At 60.1% G+C, this 16795-nt stretch carries 13 protein-coding genes; 9 read left to right on the top strand and 4 right to left on the bottom strand.

The annotated features are described in order from the left end of the window. Nucleotides 1-209: 209 nt before the first annotated feature. Nucleotides 210-1070 carry a DMT family transporter gene (locus N2A98_RS19170; protein WP_032895843.1) on the top strand — a complete coding sequence of 287 codons (861 nt, stop codon included), beginning with the start codon at nt 210-212 and terminating at the stop codon, nt 1068-1070. A gap of 140 nt (nt 1071-1210) precedes the next feature. Here the strand turns inward: N2A98_RS19170 and N2A98_RS19165 are convergent, their stop codons facing one another. Next, a complete protein-coding gene (locus tag N2A98_RS19165; protein WP_047711542.1) occupies nt 1211-2092 on the bottom strand; it encodes a DMT family transporter in 882 nt (293 codons plus the stop codon). A gap of 161 nt (nt 2093-2253) precedes the next feature. Here N2A98_RS19165 and aceK point away from each other — a divergent pair, with 161 nt between their 5' ends. From aceK to N2A98_RS19140, 5 genes are all read left to right on the top strand, one after another. Continuing rightward, nucleotides 2254-3963, top strand: a complete 1710-nt coding sequence (gene aceK / locus N2A98_RS19160; RefSeq protein WP_275622507.1) for a bifunctional isocitrate dehydrogenase kinase/phosphatase — start codon at nt 2254-2256, stop codon at nt 3961-3963. A gap of 208 nt (nt 3964-4171) precedes the next feature. Further along, nucleotides 4172-8083, top strand: coding sequence for an ATP-dependent RNA helicase HrpA (hrpA, locus tag N2A98_RS19155; protein ID WP_044275046.1), 3912 nt, complete (start codon nt 4172-4174; stop codon nt 8081-8083). 306 nt (nt 8084-8389) lie between these two features. Further along, complete coding sequence (locus N2A98_RS19150) at nt 8390-9511, top strand: beta-ketoacyl-ACP synthase III (protein WP_003193141.1); 1122 nt, start codon at nt 8390-8392, stop codon at nt 9509-9511. Nucleotides 9512-9656: 145 nt separating this feature from the next. After that, entirely contained in the window at nt 9657-10271 is a 615-nt protein-coding gene (locus N2A98_RS19145; protein WP_032895849.1) for an RNA polymerase sigma factor, read from the top strand. Next, a complete protein-coding gene (locus tag N2A98_RS19140; protein WP_044275044.1) occupies nt 10265-10498 on the top strand; it encodes a zf-HC2 domain-containing protein in 234 nt (77 codons plus the stop codon). The genes N2A98_RS19145 and N2A98_RS19140 overlap by 7 nt, the downstream gene beginning before the upstream one ends. Before the next feature lie 117 nt (nt 10499-10615). Here N2A98_RS19140 and N2A98_RS19135 read toward each other — a convergent pair whose 3' ends face one another. Further along, nucleotides 10616-11938 (bottom strand): putative porin, encoded by a 1323-nt coding sequence (locus N2A98_RS19135; protein WP_003193136.1) that lies wholly within the window; start codon nt 11936-11938, stop codon nt 10616-10618. A gap of 284 nt (nt 11939-12222) precedes the next feature. Between N2A98_RS19135 and N2A98_RS19130 the strand changes: the two genes are divergently transcribed. From N2A98_RS19130 to N2A98_RS19120, 3 genes are all read left to right on the top strand, one after another. Continuing rightward, nucleotides 12223-13347 (top strand): GNAT family N-acetyltransferase, encoded by a 1125-nt coding sequence (locus tag N2A98_RS19130; RefSeq protein WP_044275043.1) that lies wholly within the window; start codon nt 12223-12225, stop codon nt 13345-13347. Nucleotides 13348-13424: 77 nt separating this feature from the next. Beyond that, nucleotides 13425-13703 carry a BrnT family toxin gene (locus N2A98_RS19125; protein ID WP_275622506.1) on the top strand — a complete coding sequence of 93 codons (279 nt, stop codon included), beginning with the start codon at nt 13425-13427 and terminating at the stop codon, nt 13701-13703. After that, nucleotides 13681-13929 (top strand): BrnA antitoxin family protein, encoded by a 249-nt coding sequence (locus tag N2A98_RS19120; RefSeq protein WP_032895852.1) that lies wholly within the window; start codon nt 13681-13683, stop codon nt 13927-13929. The genes N2A98_RS19125 and N2A98_RS19120 overlap by 23 nt, the downstream gene beginning before the upstream one ends. A 148-nt stretch (nt 13930-14077) precedes the next feature. On the opposite strand, the gene aqpZ is transcribed toward N2A98_RS19120, so the two are convergent. After that, nucleotides 14078-14779, bottom strand: a complete 702-nt coding sequence (gene aqpZ, locus N2A98_RS19115) for an aquaporin Z (RefSeq protein WP_044275039.1) — start codon at nt 14777-14779, stop codon at nt 14078-14080. A 175-nt stretch (nt 14780-14954) separates the two neighbouring features. Then, on the bottom strand, nt 14955-16787 hold the full coding sequence (locus N2A98_RS19110) for an ABC transporter ATP-binding protein (protein ID WP_044275038.1): 1833 nt from the start codon (nt 16785-16787) through the stop codon (nt 14955-14957). Between the last annotated feature and the right edge of the window lie 8 nt (nt 16788-16795).

Raw genomic sequence — 16795 nt, 5'->3', positions numbered from 1 at the left:
CGTGCCGTGCCGTGGCAAGCAGCCTGCGCAGATCAGTCACTACCCCCCACCTGTCAGTAGCACGCCGGTGTACGCAGTTGTATCACCGCCGGGTGTTGGCATTTCGGGCTGATCAGCGATTCGCTGTTGCCCCGTGCCTGCCTGAAAAAAACCTACTGAAATTCAGTTTCTACTGAGTCGGCTTTTTGGCCTGATAACAGGTGGTAACCATGTCTGTGCTTTCAAAACAATCCGTGGCCGCGGCGGCCTCGACGAGCGTGTTTGTCCTGCTGTGGAGCAGCGGGGCGATCTTCTCCAAGTTGGGCCTGGCCCATGCTTCGCCCTTTGCCTTTCTGCTGATCCGCTTTGCCATCGCCCTGATGGGGTTGGTGGTGTTGGTACCGATCCTCAAGTTGAAGCTGCCACGTCCCGGCAAACCCCTGCTGTATGCGGCGGCGACGGGCCTGGTGTTGCTGGGTGCCTACCAGATTTTCTATCTGCTGGCCCTGGACCTCAACGTCACCCCTGGGGTGATGGCGACCATCATGGGCGTGCAGCCGATCCTTACCGTGGTACTGATGGAGCGCCAACGCTCCTGGCGCCGGCTGTTTGGCCTGGGGTTGGGGTTGGCGGGCTTGATCATGGTGGTGTACCAGGGCATCGGGCTGGCGGGCATGTCCCTGGCGGGGATGCTGTTCGGGCTGCTGGCGCTGGCGAGCATGACGTTTGGCTCGATCATGCAAAAGCGCATCACCGACAACCCCTTGGGCACGCTGCCACTGCAATACCTGGCCGGGTTGCTGCTGTGCGCGGTGTTCGTGCCGTTCCAGCCGTTCCACTTTGAACACAGTGCACGCTTTTACCTGCCGGTGCTGTGGATGGGGCTGGTGGTGTCCGTGCTGGCGACGCTGTTGCTGTACCGCCTGATCGCCCGGGGCAACCTGGTGAATGTCACCAGTTTGTTTTATCTAGTGCCAGCGGTGACGGCGGTGATGGACTACCTGATCTTCGGCAATCGCCTGGCCCTGTTGAGCGTGTTGGGAATGGCGTTGATCATCGTCGGGTTGGTCTTCGTGTTCCGTAAGCACTAAAAACCACCCCACCTTGTAGGAGCGAGCTTGCTCGCGAAGAACGTCAACGATAACGAGGGCATCCTGAATGAACGAGGGGCTCTCGGGTTTTTCGCGAGCAAGAACTAGGCGTCCCCCTCGCTCCTACAGTAATGAGGTGGTCATTTGGTGCGGCGCAGCACCAACCACAACGCCCCGGCGATCAACACCCCGCCATACAGATGAGCCATGGACAACGGCTCATCCAACAGCAATGCGCCCCACAACACGCCGAACGGCGGGATCATGAAGGTCACAGTCATCGATTTGACCGGGCCAATGGATGACAACAGGCGAAAGTACAGGATGTAGGCAAACGCCGTACACACCAGCCCCAACCCCAGCAGCGACGACCACACCTGCCAGCCGCCCCAGCTCGCCGGTGGATGGCTGATGGCGCTGTAGGCAAAGAACGGCAGCAGAAACAACGTCGCCCCCAACATGCTGCCCAAGGCCGAGAGACGGCTGTCCAACCCGCCGCGCTGGTCCAGCCAACGCCGCGCCAGGAAGCCGGCAAAGCCATAGCAGGTGGTTGCCAGCAGGCACGCCAACGCGCCCATCAACAACGGCGCATCAAACGCCACCGGCCCCGCGCGGGTCAGGACAGCCACGCCAAACAGCCCCAGGGCCACCCCCGCGATTTTCGACGGCGTCAGGCGTTCGCTGAAGAACAGCCCGCCAATCAACACACCCATCAACGGTGTGGTGGCGTTGAAAATCGCCGAATAGCCCGCCGGCAGTACCTGCGCCGCCACCGAGTACATAGTCGCGGGAATCCCCGAGTTGATCACCCCCAGCAGCAGGACCGTCTTGAACTTGCCCTGGAAATCCCAGCTCACGCGCAGCATCGCCAGGATCACCAATAAACCCGCGGCGGCAATCGACACGCGGAAAAACGCGGTGGGCACCGTGCCGATTTCCGGCGCGATCATGCGCATGAACAGGAAACTCGCGCCCCAGATGGCAGCCAGCCCCAGCAGATACAGGGTGTCAACAGGTCTCACGGAAAACTCCTACGCCAATCGGGCGCAGAAGTGTTGCCCAGCGGGCAGGTCGGCACAATGGCTAATTGCAGTCAGTTCGCCCCCGTGCAAAATCATTCTTCTCCTGCCTCGGTTCACTGGCTAAGCTCTGGGCTTCCAGATACCCGTTCGAGGTTTCCCGCATGTCGCAGTCCGCCCTCGCTATCGCCCGGATGATCCTCGACGGTTTCGACGATTACCGTGAGCACTTCCGCCAGATCACCGATGGTGCCCGTGAGCGCTTCGAGAAGGCCCAGTGGCAGCTGGGGCAGGCCGCGTCGGCGGCGCGCATCAACCTCTATGAAGAGAAAGTCGCTGAGGTGACGACCCGCCTGCGCGCCAGTTTTGACGCGGCAACGTTGCAGGACATCGGCCAGTGGCCCTTGGTAAAAAGCGCTTATATCGGCTTGATCGACCTGCGCTTTGACGATGAGCTGTCCGAGACCTGGTACAACTCGATCTTCTGCGGTTTGTTCAGCCATGACCTGATCAGCGGCGGCTGCATGTTCATCCACACCACCCGGCCAAGCCTGCGCCGGGCGCGGGCGGCGCAAACCCGCATCTACACGCCGGCCGGTAAAATTTCGAACATGCTCGCGCAGGTGTTCTCTGACTACAGCTTCAGCGAGCCCTACGCCGACCTGCCCGCCGACCTGCGCCGCCTCGAAGCCCAGTTGCGGGAAAACCTGCCGGATTGGGTGTGCAAGGACCCAGACCTCAAAGTCGAGTTGTTTTCCTCGGTGCTGTACCGCAACAAAGGCGCCTACCTCGTGGGGCGCATCTACACCCGCGACGAACAATGGCCGCTGGTGATTCCGCTGTTGCACCGCGAAGGGCGTGGCATTCAGATCGATGCGTTGATCACCGACGAAGCCGACGTGTCGATCATCTTCTCGTTCACCCGTTCCTATTTCATGGTCGATGTACCGGTGCCCGCCGAGTTCATCGGCTTTCTCAAGCGCATCCTGCCGGGCAAGCACATTGCCGAGCTGTACACCTCCATCGGTTTCTACAAGCACGGCAAATCCGAGTTCTACCGCGCGCTGATCAACCACCTGGCCACCACCGACGACCAGTTCATCATGGCCCCCGGCGTGCGCGGTATGGTCATGAGCGTGTTCACGCTGCCGGGTTTCAATACGGTGTTCAAGATCATCAAGGACCGCTTTTCGCCGTCGAAAAACGTCAACCGCGCCACGGTGATCGAAAAGTACCGCCTGGTGAAAAGCGTCGACCGGGTAGGGCGCATGGCCGACACCCAGGAGTTCGCCGACTTCCGCTTCCCCTTGAGCAAGTTCGAGCCCGAGTGCCTGGCCGAGTTGCTGGAAGTCGCCGCCGGTACTGTGGAGGTAGAGGGCGACACCGTGCTTATCCGCCACTGCTGGACCGAGCGACGCATGACCCCGCTCAACCTTTACCTCGACAACGCCAACCCCGCCCAGGTGCGCGAAGCATTGGAGGATTACGGCCTGGCGATCAAGCAACTGGCGGCGGCGAATATCTTCCCCGGCGACATGCTGCTCAAGAACTTTGGCGTCACCCGCCACGGCCGCGTGGTGTTCTACGACTACGACGAAATCTGCTTTCTCACTGAAGCCAACTTCCGCCATATCCCCGCGCCGCGCACCCCCGAGGATGAAATGGCCTCCGAGCCCTGGTACTCCATCGGCCCGCTGGACGTGTTCCCCGAAGAGTTCCCGCCGTTCCTGTTTGCCGACGCCGGGCAACGCCGATTGTTCGATGAACTGCATGGCGAGTTGTACAACGCTGATTACTGGAAAGGCCTGCAGGACGCGATTCGTGCCGGCAAGGTGATCGACGTCTTCCCCTACCGCCGAAAAGACCCTCTATAACCTATTCCCCCCTTTGTGGGAGCGGGCTTGCTCGCGAATGCGGTGGTTCAGTTGATCCATCTGTGACTGACACACCGCATTCGCGAGCAAGCCCGCTCCCACATTTTGGTTCGGTTTACACCCGTTGAAGCTCAACCGCCTGCCAGATGGGCTGCTTTTCTGCCACACTTGCCGGCCGTGCATAAATAGATGACCGTCGAAATAGCTGATGACTGACCAAGCACCCACCCTCGACCAACTGCTCAAAACCCTCGATCACGCCATGCTCGCCGACCGCCACCGCTTGCGGCGCCAGTTGCTTGAGCTGCGCAAGAAGCCCGACGAGGACAAAATGGCGCAGTGGGTGGCGCGCATGCAGGCATCTTGCGCGCAGGTTACGGCGCGGCGCGCCAGCCTGCCGGTGATTCGCTACGACGACAGCCTGCCGATTGCTGCCAAGCGCGATGAGATCAAAGACGCGCTGAACAAGCACCAGGTGCTGATCATCGCCGGTGAGACCGGCTCGGGTAAAACCACGCAGTTGCCGAAAATCTGCCTGGAAATCGGCCGCGGCCAGTTCGGCCTGATCGGCCATACCCAGCCGCGTCGGATCGCCGCGCGCAGTGTCGCCAGCCGCGTCGCTGAAGAGTTGGCCACGCCGCTAGGCGCTCTGGTCGGCTATCAAGTGCGCTTTGAAGACCAGAGCGATGCCAACACCCTGATCAAGCTGATGACCGACGGCATCCTGCTGGCCGAAACCCAGAACGACCGTTACCTGGAACGCTACGACACGATCATCGTCGACGAAGCTCACGAACGCAGCCTGAACATCGACTTCCTGCTCGGCTACCTCAAGACCCTGTTGCCGCGTCGCCCCGACCTGAAAGTCATCATCACCTCGGCCACCATCGACCTGGAGCGCTTTTCCAAGCATTTTGACGATGCGCCGATTGTCGAGGTGTCGGGCCGTACCTTCCCGGTGGACACCTGGTATCGCCCGCTCACCCTGGAACAGGACGAGGAGGGCAACCGCGTCGAGGACGACCTGACTGTCGACCAGGCGATCCTTGCTACCCTCGATGAAATCGCCGCCTATGAACGCAGCGAACGGCGCAGCCCTGGCGACGTGCTGGTGTTTTTGCCCGGCGAGCGCGAGATTCGTGACGCGGCCGACATGCTGCGCAAGGCCCAGCTCAAGCACACCGAGATTTTGCCGTTGTACGCACGGCTGTCGCCGGCCGAGCAGCAGCGCATTTTCCAGTCCCACCCGGGCCGGCGCGTGGTACTGGCGACCAACGTCGCGGAAACCTCGCTGACCGTGCCGGGCATTCGCTATGTGATCGACAGCGGCACGGCGCGCATCAGCCGCTACAGCTACCGCGCCAAGGTGCAGCGTTTGCCCATCGAGGCTATTTCCCAGGCCAGCGCCAACCAGCGTAAAGGCCGTTGCGGCCGGGTTGAACCGGGTATTTGCGTACGCCTGTACAGCGAAGAAGATTTTATCGGGCGCCCGGAATTTACCGACCCGGAGATCCTGCGTACCAACCTCGCGGCCGTGATCCTGCAGATGCTGCACCTGCGCCTGGGCGAGATTACCGATTTCCCGTTTATCGAACCGCCGGATGGCAAGGCCATCAGCGACGGTTTCAACCTGCTGCAAGAACTCTCGGCGGTAGACCGCAACAGCCAGCTCACGCCGTTGGGCCGCCAGCTCGCCCGCTTGCCGGTGGACCCGCGCATGGGCCGTATGTTGCTGGAAGCGGCCAAGCTCGGCAGTTTGCAGGAAGTGTTGATCGTCGCCAGCGCCATGTCGATCCAGGACCCGCGCGAGCGGCCGCCAGAGCGTCAACAAGCGGCCGACCAGGCCCACGCGCAGTGGAAAGACCCGGATTCGGACTTCGCCGGGTTGGTCAACCTGTGGCGCGGTTTCGAGGAGCAGCGCCAGGAACTGACCGCTAGCCCGTTGCGCAACTGGTGCCGCAAGAACTTCCTCAACTACTTGCGCCTGCGCGAGTGGCGCGACTCCCATCGCCAATTGAGCCTGATCTGCCGCGACATGCAGTTGAGCCTCAACAAAGAGCCCGCCGATTATCCGAAGCTGCATAAAGCCGTGTTGTCCGGCCTGCTTAGCCAGATCGGCCAGAAGACCGAAGACGGCGATTACCTCGGAGCGCGCCAGCGTCGCTTCTGGATTCACCCGTCTTCGGGCATCGGCAAGAAGCGCCCGCAATGGCTGATGACCGCCGAACTGGTGGAAACCACCAAGCTCTATGCACGCATGGTGGCGAAAATCGACGCGGATTGGATCGAACCGCTGGCCGGGCACCTGATCAAGAAAAACCACTTCGAACCCCATTGGGAGAAGAAGCGCGGCCAGGTCGTGGCGTTTGAGCAGATCACTCTGTTCGGCCTGATTGTGGTGGGTCGCCGCCCGGTGCATTACGGGCCGATTGACCCGGTGGTGTCTCGCGAGTTGTTTATTCGTGAGGGCCTGGTGCGCGGCGAGATTCAGTCCCGTGCCAAGTGCCTGACGGCCAACCAGAAACTGCTGGAGCAACTCGACGAGCTGGAAGCCAAGGCTCGCCGTCGCGACATCCTGGCCGACGAAGAAACCCTGTACGCCTTCTACGATGCGCGCCTGCCCGCAGAGATTCACCAGACCGCCACCTTTGACAGTTGGTACAAGGTCAACAGCCAGAAAGACCCGCAACTGCTGATCATGCGCGAAGAAGACGTACTGGCCCGCGAGGCCAGCGAAGTCACCGCCGCGCATTACCCGGACACCTTGCACTTGGGCGACCTGGCCCTGGCCCTGAGTTACCACTTCGAACCCAACCACCCCCGTGACGGCGTGACCCTGCGGGTGCCGGCGCCGTTGTTGCCGGCGTTGCCAGCCGAGCGCCTGGAGTGGCTGGTGCCGGGGTTGATCGAAGCCAAGTGCATCGCCCTGGTGCGCAACTTGCCCAAGGCGCTGCGCAAAAACTTTGTGCCGGTGCCGGACTTCGTCAAGGCCGCGCTGCAACGCATCGAGTTCGGCCAGGGTTCGCTGCCCCAGGCGCTGGGGCGTGAATTGCTGCGCATGACCGGCGCGCGGGTCAGCGATGAGGCGTGGGCCGAGGCGGCGCAGCAGGTGGAAAACCACCTGAAGATGAATCTGGAAGTGGTCGACGGCCAGGGCAAGTTCCTCGGCGAAGGCCGCGACCTGGCCGAGCTGACCGCACGGTTCGCCGAAGCCAGCCAGGCCGCCTTGGCCGTGCCGCAAACCGCGAAAAGCCAGCAGCCGGTAGAGGCCAAGGTGTTTGCGGCGGTGGCGGAAAAAACCCAGCAGAACATCGCCGGCCTGTCGATGACGGTGTACCCGGCCCTGGTGGAAGAGAACGGCACGGTCAAGGAGGGGCGTTTCTCTACCGCTGCCGAAGCCGAGTTCCAGCACCGTCGCGCCTTGCAGCGCCTGCTGATGCAGCAATTGGCGGAACCGGCGAAATTCCTGCGCGGCAAATTGCCGGGCTTGACCGAGTTGGGCTTGATGTACCGTGAACTGGGGCGTATCGACGCGCTGGTGGAAGACATCCTGCTGGCCAGCCTCGATACCTGTGTACTTGAAGGCGAAGACAGCCTGCCACGCGATGGCGCGGGTTTGGCGGCCTTGGCTGAACGCAAGCGCGGCAGTTGGACTGAGCACGCCGAACGCCTGGCACGCCTGACCCTGGAGGTGCTGAAACTCTGGCACGGCCTGCAAAAACGCTTCAAGGGCAAGATCGACCTGGCCCAGGCCGTGGCCTTGAACGATATCAAGCAGCAACTGAGCAACCTGGTGTACCCAGGCTTTGTGCGGGAAACCCCGGCCCAGTGGTTCAAGGAACTGCCGCGTTTCCTCAAGGCCATTGAGCTGCGCCTGGAAAAACTGCCGAGCCAGGTGCAAAAGGACCGGGTGTGGAGCAGCGAATTGGGCGGTTTGTGGGCGCAGTACCAGAACCGCCTGAACAAACATACCCAGGAAGGCAAGCGCGACCCGCAACTGGAGCTGTACCGCTGGTGGCTGGAGGAATACCGCGTGTCGCTGTTTGCCCAGCAGTTGGGCACCAAGGTACCGATTTCCGATAAGCGCCTGAGCAAGCAATGGAGCCAGGTAGAGCCCTGAAGCCCTGTAGGAGCGAGCTTGCTCGCGAAAAACCTCAACGATAACGCGTGTTTCCTGAATAAACGCGGCGCCTGTGAGTTTTTCGCGAGCAAGCTCGCTCCTACAGGCATCAGGGCAAGCCCCCATCCCACAATGGGATGTTTGTCTGGCCTATAGCGCCAAATCCCCAGGGTTGTGGCAAACTTCGCGGTTACAAGAGTGAATAAAAGCATTGCCAGTTTGATGCCCGCTGGATGACATCAAACCACTTTAAGTTTGGTACGACGGTACCAATATCTTCTGCCTGACAGATTTAGAGGAACGACCGTGCATAACGTCGTCATCAGCGGCACTGGCCTGTACACCCCGGCCAACAGCATTTCCAACGAAGAGCTGGTGCAGTCTTTCAATGCCTACGTACAACAGTTCAATGCCGACAACGCCGCCGCTATCGAACGTGGCGATGTGCAGGCGCTGACTGAGTCGAGCGCGGCATTCATCGAAAAAGCATCCGGCATCAAGAGCCGTTTTGTGATGGACAAGGACGGCATCCTCGATCCGCAGCGCATGGCCCCACGCCTGCCCGAGCGCAGCAACGATGAATGGTCGGTGCTTTGCCAGATGGCCATCGGTGCCGCCGAACAAGCCCTGCAGCGCGCCGGCAAGACCGCCGCCGACATCGACGGCGTGATCGTCGCCTGCTCCAACCTGCAACGCGCCTACCCGGCGATCGCCATTGAAGTCCAGGAAGCCTTGGGTATCCAGGGCTTCGGTTTCGACATGAACGTGGCGTGCTCCTCGGCCACCTTCGGCATCCAGAACGCGGCCAACAGCATCCAGTTGGGCCAGGCCCGGGCGATCCTGATGGTCAACCCGGAAGTCTGCACCGGCCACCTGAACTTTCGTGACCGTGACAGCCACTTCATCTTCGGTGACGCCGCCACGGCGGTGATCCTGGAGCGTGCTGACCTGGCGACGTCCGAACATCAGTTCGATGTGGTGAGCACCAAGCTGCTGACCAAGTTCTCCAACAACATTCGCAACAACTTCGGTTTTCTCAACCGCACGGCGGAAGAGGGCATCGGCGCCCCCGACAAGCTGTTCGTGCAGGAAGGCCGCAAGGTATTCCGTGATGTTTGCCCGATGGTGGCCGAATTGATCGGCGAGCACTTGGCAGAAAACCAGCTGAGTGTCACCGATGTGAAGCGCTTCTGGCTGCACCAGGCCAACCTGAGCATGAACCACCTGATCGTGAAGAAACTGCTGGGGCGCGACGCGTCGGTGGAAGAAGCGCCAGTGATCCTCGATACTTACGCCAATACCAGCTCGGCCGGCTCGGTGATTGCGTTCCACACTTATCAAGATGACCTGCCCAAGGGCGCGGTTGCCGTCCTCAGCTCCTTTGGCGCCGGGTATTCGATTGGCAGTGTGATCCTGCGCAAACGCTGAGTGTGTGGCCGGACGCGGTCAACTGTGGGAGCTGGCTTGCCTGCGAAGGCATCGGCTCGGTGTGCCTGATTCACCGAGTTGTCTGGATCGCAGGCAAGCCAGTTCCCACATTGACCGTATTTCCACGGCAAGATTGAGGTAAACGATGGCAGCAGCGGACGACACGCACCTGCTTCAACGCCTGCTCAAGGGTGAGCAGCGGGCTTATAAGGATTTGGTCAACACCTACCAGAGTGCAATGCGGGCAGTGGCCTATGCCATCGTCGGCCAGCGCCATGCCGATGAGGTGGTGCAAGATGCCTGGCTCTCGGTGGTGCGCAACCTGGCCAAGTTCGAAGGGCGATCAAGCCTCAAGACGTGGTTATTGACCATTACTGCCAACTCCGCAAAGAGTCGTTACAAACAAAATCGTCGGGAAGTGCTGCTCGATGATTTGCCCTCACCCCACGGCACTATCGGTGATGACCGCTTCAGCCCGGATGATGGCCATTGGGCTGTCGCCCCGTATGCCTGGCACCAGGACACCCCGGAAGCGCTGCTGACCGAAGATGAATTGCGCAAATGCCTGGAGCATACGATTCTGAGTTTGTCCGAATTGCAAAGCAGCGTGTTGGTGTTGCGTGAACGCCAGGGCCTGGAGCTGGAAGAGATCTGTAATCTTCTGACCCTTTCACTCTCCAACGTCCGTGTGCTGTTGCATCGAGCACGGCTTAAAGTCTTCGCCACGGTGGAGCATTTTGAGGAAACGGGCGAATGTTGACCTGTAAAGAGCAAGTAGCGCGTTCCAGTGACTATCTCGATGGGCAATTGACCTTTCGCGAGCGTCTGATGGTGCGTCATCACTTGATGTTTTGCCCGAACTGCCGGCGCTTTATCCGTCAGATGCGCCTGATGCAGGCGACGCTCAAGCGTATGCCGCAGGAGCCGGTGGAGGGGGTGGATGCGTTGGCCGACCAACTGGTGGCCGAACGACGTAAGGATATGTAGGAGCGAGGGGGACGCCTAGTTCTTGCTCGCGAAAACGTCAACGATAACGCGGGTATTCTGGAGAACCGCGTTGCCTGTGGGTTCTTCGCGAGCAAGCTCGCTCCTACACGTTAGGCATCAGAACTTGGCTTCAGCGTCCAGCTGCAAGGTGTTGGTGTCGGCATCCCGCTGGGTCCGGCTGGCGAAGTCAGCCTTGGTCAGGAAGTAGGTGGCGCCGATGGCGAAGTTCTTGTCGATGTCGTAGCTGACTTTCATCTTGTGACCGCGCGAGCCGGTGGTGCCGTTGGCGAAGTCCGAATCGGTGAAGGCGCCTACGACGGCGTTACGTTGAACGTCGCGGTAGTTGTAGTCCAGGTTCAAACCGAACACCTTGGACTTGGCACCCAGCAACCAGGCGGTGTCCTGGTCGGTCACCGCATCGTTGTTTTTCACGTACTGACCGTAGAACGACAGCGGCACGGCCAGGCCGCCGATGTCTGCTTGTGCAAAGCCTTCGTACAAACGGAATTCGTTGTTGGCCGAGTTGCCGTTGACCGCCAATGCGCAAGGCGTGGTGGTGGTTGTGCAACGGCTGTCTTCGTCATTCTTGTAGGCGTAGATGCTGCCGCCCAAGGTCATTTTCAGGTTGTCGGTGACCGAGAAACGCGTACCCAACTGGCCGGACGTCAGGCGCAGGTCATGGCGAAATTGCACGCCGTCACCGTCCACGTTGTCCTTGAGGTTGTAGTTACCCAGGCTGCCGAACAGTTCTGCGCTGCTCCCCAGCGGGTATTTGTAGGTGACGGCCAGGCCTTCAGGGTTGATGTCGCTATCCCAGATCACGTCGCCCATGTTCACCCACGGTTGCAGCATCTTGCCGCCGATCACGTGCAGGTTCTTGATCTGGTCCGGGTGGTAGTCGATGTAGCCGAGGTCCAGCCAGATCGATTTCTTATCGAAGTAACCATCCTGGTCCTGGTTAGTGGAACGTGCATCGTCGCCGCCGCCGGTGGCGATACGGATACCGGTGTCCACTTGCGGGTTGATTTCGGTGTAGGCACCCAGGCGCGCACGGATACGTTGACGGTCCTTGTCACGCCCACCGTTGTTGGGCTCGCCGTCGATCTTGATGGTTTCCTGACGGAAGCGCACATCACCCTTGAACTGGGTCTTGGCTGCCCAAGCCAATTTCTGGTCGAAGCTGCTCAGCTCGTTGGTTTTTTTCGCAGTGGCCGCGATCTGCTCGTTGGTCTCTTGTTGAGCCTGGCGGGCGATCTGCTGTTCTTTCTGATCCCTGGCCAGCTCCATTTGCAGTTCGGTGTACTGCGCCGCGGTGATCTGGCCGTTGGCCTTGAGCATGTCGAGCAATTTAGCGTCGACTGCAGCGCTGGCCGGAACGCTCAGTGCCAGCAACAGGCCGCCGCACAGGACCGCCGCAGTTTTAGTGGAAGCAAGACGCATATCAATCTCCGAAAGTGAGGAGGGAGGGCAACACCCTCCAGGACACAACCGACCCATGACGGACGGAAAAATGTCGCCCGGTAGACCCGGACGCTCTAAAAACTGGCGTCAGTATCGCGACCGTTTATGACGGAGTAGTGGCTAAGTGATTTCATCTAGATGACAAATCGTTACGCTACGGAACTAAGGGTTTTGAGGTCTGTCCGCGTGTTTTGAGGATGTGCGCGCGGCTGTGATCAGCGATACTCGCCAGGTTTTCATGCCAAGAAACAATGAGGATGCCGATGCCGTTGCAACGCCTGGACAGCCTGTCCGATATCGCTGCGCACACGTGGGATGCCCTGATGCCACAGGCCCAGCCGTTTATGCAGCATGGGTTTCTGAGCGCGCTGGAAGACAGCGCCAGCGTCGGCCCGCATTCGGGCTGGCAGACGGAGCATTTGCTGCACTGGGAAGGCGACCGGTTGATGGCGGCATTGCCGGGTTATCGAAAATGGCATTCTTATGGCGAGTACGTGTTCGATCACGGCTGGGCCGACGCCTGCGAGCGCGCTGGCATCGACTACTACCCCAAGTTGCTGACGGCCGTGCCGTTCAGCCCGGTCGGTGGGCCGCGCGTGTTGGCTGCCAGTGCCGCAGACGCTTTCGAATTGCTCAATAGCCTGCCGGGGTATCTGGAGATCGAAGGCCTGTCGAGCGCCCATATCAACTTTACCGATGCCCTCGCCGATGAAGCCATGGCCCAACACCCCGGCTGGTTGCAACGCCTGGGTTGTCAGTTTCATTGGCAGAACCGAGGCTACCGCGACTTCCAGGATTTCCTCGACGCCCTGAGTTCACGCAAGCGTAAACAGATGCGCAAAGAGCGCGAACAAGTGGCGGGGCAGGGTATCGAGTTCGAGTGGTTGCAAGGCCACGAGCTGAGCGAAGCCCAATGGGATTTTGTCTACGCCTGCTACGCCAACACCTACGCGGTGCGCCGGCAATCGCCCTACCTGACCCGCGCGTTTTTCAGCCTGCTGGCTGAGCGCATGCCCGCAGCCATCCGCGTAGTCTTGGCCAAACAAGGCACGCGCCCGGTGGCCATGGCCTTCAGCCTGCTTGGTGGCGACAGCATCTACGGCCGCTACTGGGGGTGCCTGGCGGAATTCGACCGCCTGCATTTCGAAACCTGCTTCTACCAAGGCATGGACTACGCCATCGCCCACGGCCTGCAACGCTTCGATGCCGGTGCCCAGGGGGAGCACAAATTGATTCGCGGGTTTGAACCGGTGATTACGCGCTCATGGCACTATTTGCGCCACCCGGGGTTGAAGAACGCTGTGGAGGATTTTCTTGAGCGAGAGCGCGTTGGGGTTCTGGCGTATGCCGAAGAGGCGAGGGCGGCTTTGCCTTATCGGCAGGTCTGAACCACCGGTCTGGCAACCGTGCTGACTAACAATAAAATCGCTAATCTGTATGTACAATCGTACATACAGAATGTGCCATGCATTTTGAGTGGGATGAATCTAAGAACAAAGCCAATATTTCTAAGCACGGCATCGACTTTAACGACGTCCCAGATATTTTTCGGCATCCAATGCTGGCCTTGCGCGATGATCGGGCAGATTATGGCAAAGAGCGTTGGATCAGTATTGGCTGGATCAAATTGTTAATGGGTGTGGTCGTATATACCGAGCGGTGTGGTGATGTGATCCGTATCATCTGTGCGCGAAAAGCAACCAAGAAGGAGGCCAAATACTATGACGCAAACATCGAAAACTGATTGGGAGCGCCTGGCCAACATGAATGATAAAGAAATCGACACCAGCGATATTCCTGAGCTGGACGCCGAATTTTTCCGACGCGCCGAGTTACGTGTTCCGGTTAAGCAGGCGGTGACCATTCGACTGGATGCCGATGTTCTGGAGTGGTTCAAAGGTCAAGGCACCGGATATCAGACACGTATTAATCAATTGTTGCGTCAGTACATGCAAGCCCACCAGGGTTGAAGCGCATTCAATAGAGGTCAAGCCGTAAAACACCTTGTAGGAGCGAGCTTGCTCGCGAAGAACGTGCAGGCGACGCGGGTTCACAGCTGTAAGCACTGCGTCATCGTTGGCGTTTTTCGCGAGCAAGCTCGCTCCTACAGGGAGTGGGTCAAGCTGTTTTCTCTGCACCTAACCATCGGTAGGTGATGCCGCCAATCACCGCGCCGAGGATCGGCGCGAGCCAGAACAGCCACAACTGCTGCAGCGCCCAGCCGCCGACAATCAATGCAGGCCCTGTGCTGCGGGCCGGGTTGACCGAGGTGTTGGTCACCGGGATGGAGATCAGGTGGATCAGCGTCAATCCCAGGCCAATGGCGATGGGCGCGAAGCCTGCCGGGGCTCGACGGTCGGTGGCGCCGAGGATGATCAGCACGAACATCGCCGTCATCACCAGCTCACAGACAAAGCCTGCCGCCATGGAATAACCACCGGGTGAATGCTCGCCGTAACCATTGCTTGCCAGCCCGGAGGCCAGTTCGAACCCGGGTTTGCCGCTGGCGATGAAGTACAGCAGTGCGGCAGCGATGGCGCCACCGATCACTTGGGACACGATGTAGGCCGGCAACTCCTTGGCCGGGAACCTGCCGCCGACCACCAGCCCCACCGAGACGGCCGGGTTAAGGTGGCAACCGCTGATATGCCCGATGGCAAACGCCATGGTCAGTACCGTGAGCCCGAAAGCCAGTGACACACCGAGCAGGCCGATGCCTACATTGGGGAACGCTGCGGCCAACACCGCACTCCCGCAGCCACCCAACACCAGCCAAAACGTACCCAGTCCTTCCGTTACGGAACGTTTGAACAGTGACATGAACACTTCCTTAGATTGCTCTATCTGATTAACGGTCTGTGTGGCTTCCCTGCCGCCTTAAATCAGGGCCCTCCTGGGGCCTGATTGCAGTACAGCAGGATTGTGCCGCAAGACCAGTCAGATAGAGAAAGCTGTCAGAATTGTTCGGAATTGAGCGGGGCTTTACCCAACAAAATCAGTCTATACCGACAAATCCCCCGGTTTGATGCTGCCATAACCGCGAATAAAGCCCGCCGTATGCCAGCAACTCGGAATGGCTGCCGCTTTCGGCGATCTGGCCTTTTTCCAGCACCACCAGGCGGTCCATGCGTGCGATGGTCGACAACCGGTGCGCAATCGCAATGACCGTCTTGCCCTGCATCAGGGTTTCCAGGCTCTCCTGGATCGCCGCTTCCACTTCCGAGTCCAGCGCAGAGGTGGCTTCGTCCATGATCAGGATCGGCGCGTCCTTGAGCAGCACGCGGGCGATAGCGATACGCTGACGTTGCCCGCCGGAGAGTTTCACCCCGCGCTCACCCACATGGGCATCCAGCCCGGTGCGTCCCTCGGAGTCCGACAGCAGCGGGATGAACTCATCGGCACGGGCCTTGTGCACCGCCGCCCACAGTTCTTCGTCAGTCGCGTTGGGCTTGCCATACAACAGGTTGTCGCGGATCGAGCGGTGCAGCAACGAGGTGTCTTGGGTGATCATGCCGATCTGTGCGCGCAGGCTTTCCTGGGCCACTTCGGCGATGTCCTGGCCGTCGATGAGGATGCGCCCGCCCTGCAGGTCGTAAAGGCGCAGCAGCAGGTTGACCAGCGTCGATTTGCCTGCGCCGGACGGGCCGATCAAACCTATCTTTTCCCCGGCCTTGATCTCAAGGTTCAGGCCGCCAATGATTCCGCTCTTTTTGCCGTAGTGGAAGTCCACCTGCTCAAAGCGCACCTGGCCGTGGGGCACTGTCAGGCGCGGCGCGTTTTCACGGTCGACCACGGCCAGTGGCTGGGCGATGGTCTTCAGGCCGTCCTGCACGATGCCGATGTTTTCGAAGATGCCGTTGACCACCCACATGATCCAGCCGGACATGTTGACGATGCGGATCACCAGCCCGGTAGCCAGGGCAATCGCACCCACGGAGATCAGCGACTGTGTCCACAGCCACAGGGCCAGGCCAGTGGTGGTGACGATCAGCAGGCCGTTCAAAATACAGATCACGGTGTCCATGCTGGTGAGCACGCGGGCGGCCAGTTGGGTTTTTTCGGTCTGCTCGATGATCGCTTGCTTGGCGTATTCCTGTTCATTCTGCGTATGGGCGAACAGCTTCAAGGTGGTGATGTTGGTATAGCCGTCGACAATTCGGCCCATCAACTTGGAGCGCGCCTCCGAGGAGACCACCGAGCGTTCTTTCACACGAGGTACGAAGTAACGCAGGGCCAGGCTGTAGCAAACGATCCAGGTGATCAGCGGGATCATCAGCCGCCAATCGGCCTCGGCAAACAACACCAGGGCACTGATGGCGTAGATCGACACGTGCCAGATAGCCTCAGCGGTCGCCACCGCCGAGTCACGCAAGGAGTTGCCGGTTTGCATGATCCGTTGGGCGATGCGCCCGGCAAAATCGTTCTGGAAGAAATTCAGGCTCTGCTTGAGCACGTAGCTGTGGTTCTGCCAGCGGATCAGGCTGGTCATGCCGGGGTTGATGGTCTGGTGCACCAGCAAGTCATGCAGGCCGTTGAAGAGCGGGCGCAGCAACAGGGCGACCACGGCCATCCAGATCAGCTCGGCGCTGTGGATCTGGAAGAAGTTTGCCGGCGGCGTGCCCTGGGCCAGGTCGATGATGCGGCTCAGGTAGCTGAACAGCGCGACTTCGATCAGGGCGCCGACCAGTCCCACTACCAAGAGCGCGGCGAAGCACGGCCACACCTGGCGCAGGTAATAGAGATAGAAGGGCAGGACTTTTTCGGGAGGGGCCGCGCTGGGGGCGTCGCGGAAAATATCGATCAGCTGTTCAAAACGACGATAGAGCATTAGGTTTG

The organism is Pseudomonas sp. FJ2-5-13 (assembly GCF_029201605.1).
GTDB lineage: Bacteria > Pseudomonadota > Gammaproteobacteria > Pseudomonadales > Pseudomonadaceae > Aquipseudomonas > Aquipseudomonas lactis.
The sequence above is the reverse complement of the archived record's forward strand: the minus strand, read 5'-3'. Positions and strand labels throughout refer to the sequence as shown.

Bases quoted from the DNA above. Each gene is read 5' to 3' on its own strand.
- N2A98_RS19120 (WP_032895852.1), top strand. From the start codon at position 13,681: ATGACGCAAACATCGAAAACTGATTGGGAGCGCCTGGCCAACATGAAT.
- N2A98_RS19110 (WP_044275038.1), bottom strand. From the start codon at position 16,787: ATGCTCTATCGTCGTTTTGAACAGCTGATCGATATTTTCCGCGACGCC.
- N2A98_RS19135 (WP_003193136.1), bottom strand. From the start codon at position 11,938: ATGCGTCTTGCTTCCACTAAAACTGCGGCGGTCCTGTGCGGCGGCCTG.
- hrpA (WP_044275046.1), top strand. From the start codon at position 4,172: ATGACTGACCAAGCACCCACCCTCGACCAACTGCTCAAAACCCTCGAT.
- N2A98_RS19125 (WP_275622506.1), top strand. From the start codon at position 13,425: ATGCATTTTGAGTGGGATGAATCTAAGAACAAAGCCAATATTTCTAAG.
- aceK (WP_275622507.1), top strand. From the start codon at position 2,254: ATGTCGCAGTCCGCCCTCGCTATCGCCCGGATGATCCTCGACGGTTTC.
- N2A98_RS19145 (WP_032895849.1), top strand. From the start codon at position 9,657: ATGGCAGCAGCGGACGACACGCACCTGCTTCAACGCCTGCTCAAGGGT.
- aqpZ (WP_044275039.1), bottom strand. From the start codon at position 14,779: ATGTCACTGTTCAAACGTTCCGTAACGGAAGGACTGGGTACGTTTTGG.
- N2A98_RS19140 (WP_044275044.1), top strand. From the start codon at position 10,265: ATGTTGACCTGTAAAGAGCAAGTAGCGCGTTCCAGTGACTATCTCGAT.
- N2A98_RS19170 (WP_032895843.1), top strand. From the start codon at position 210: ATGTCTGTGCTTTCAAAACAATCCGTGGCCGCGGCGGCCTCGACGAGC.
- N2A98_RS19130 (WP_044275043.1), top strand. From the start codon at position 12,223: ATGCCGTTGCAACGCCTGGACAGCCTGTCCGATATCGCTGCGCACACG.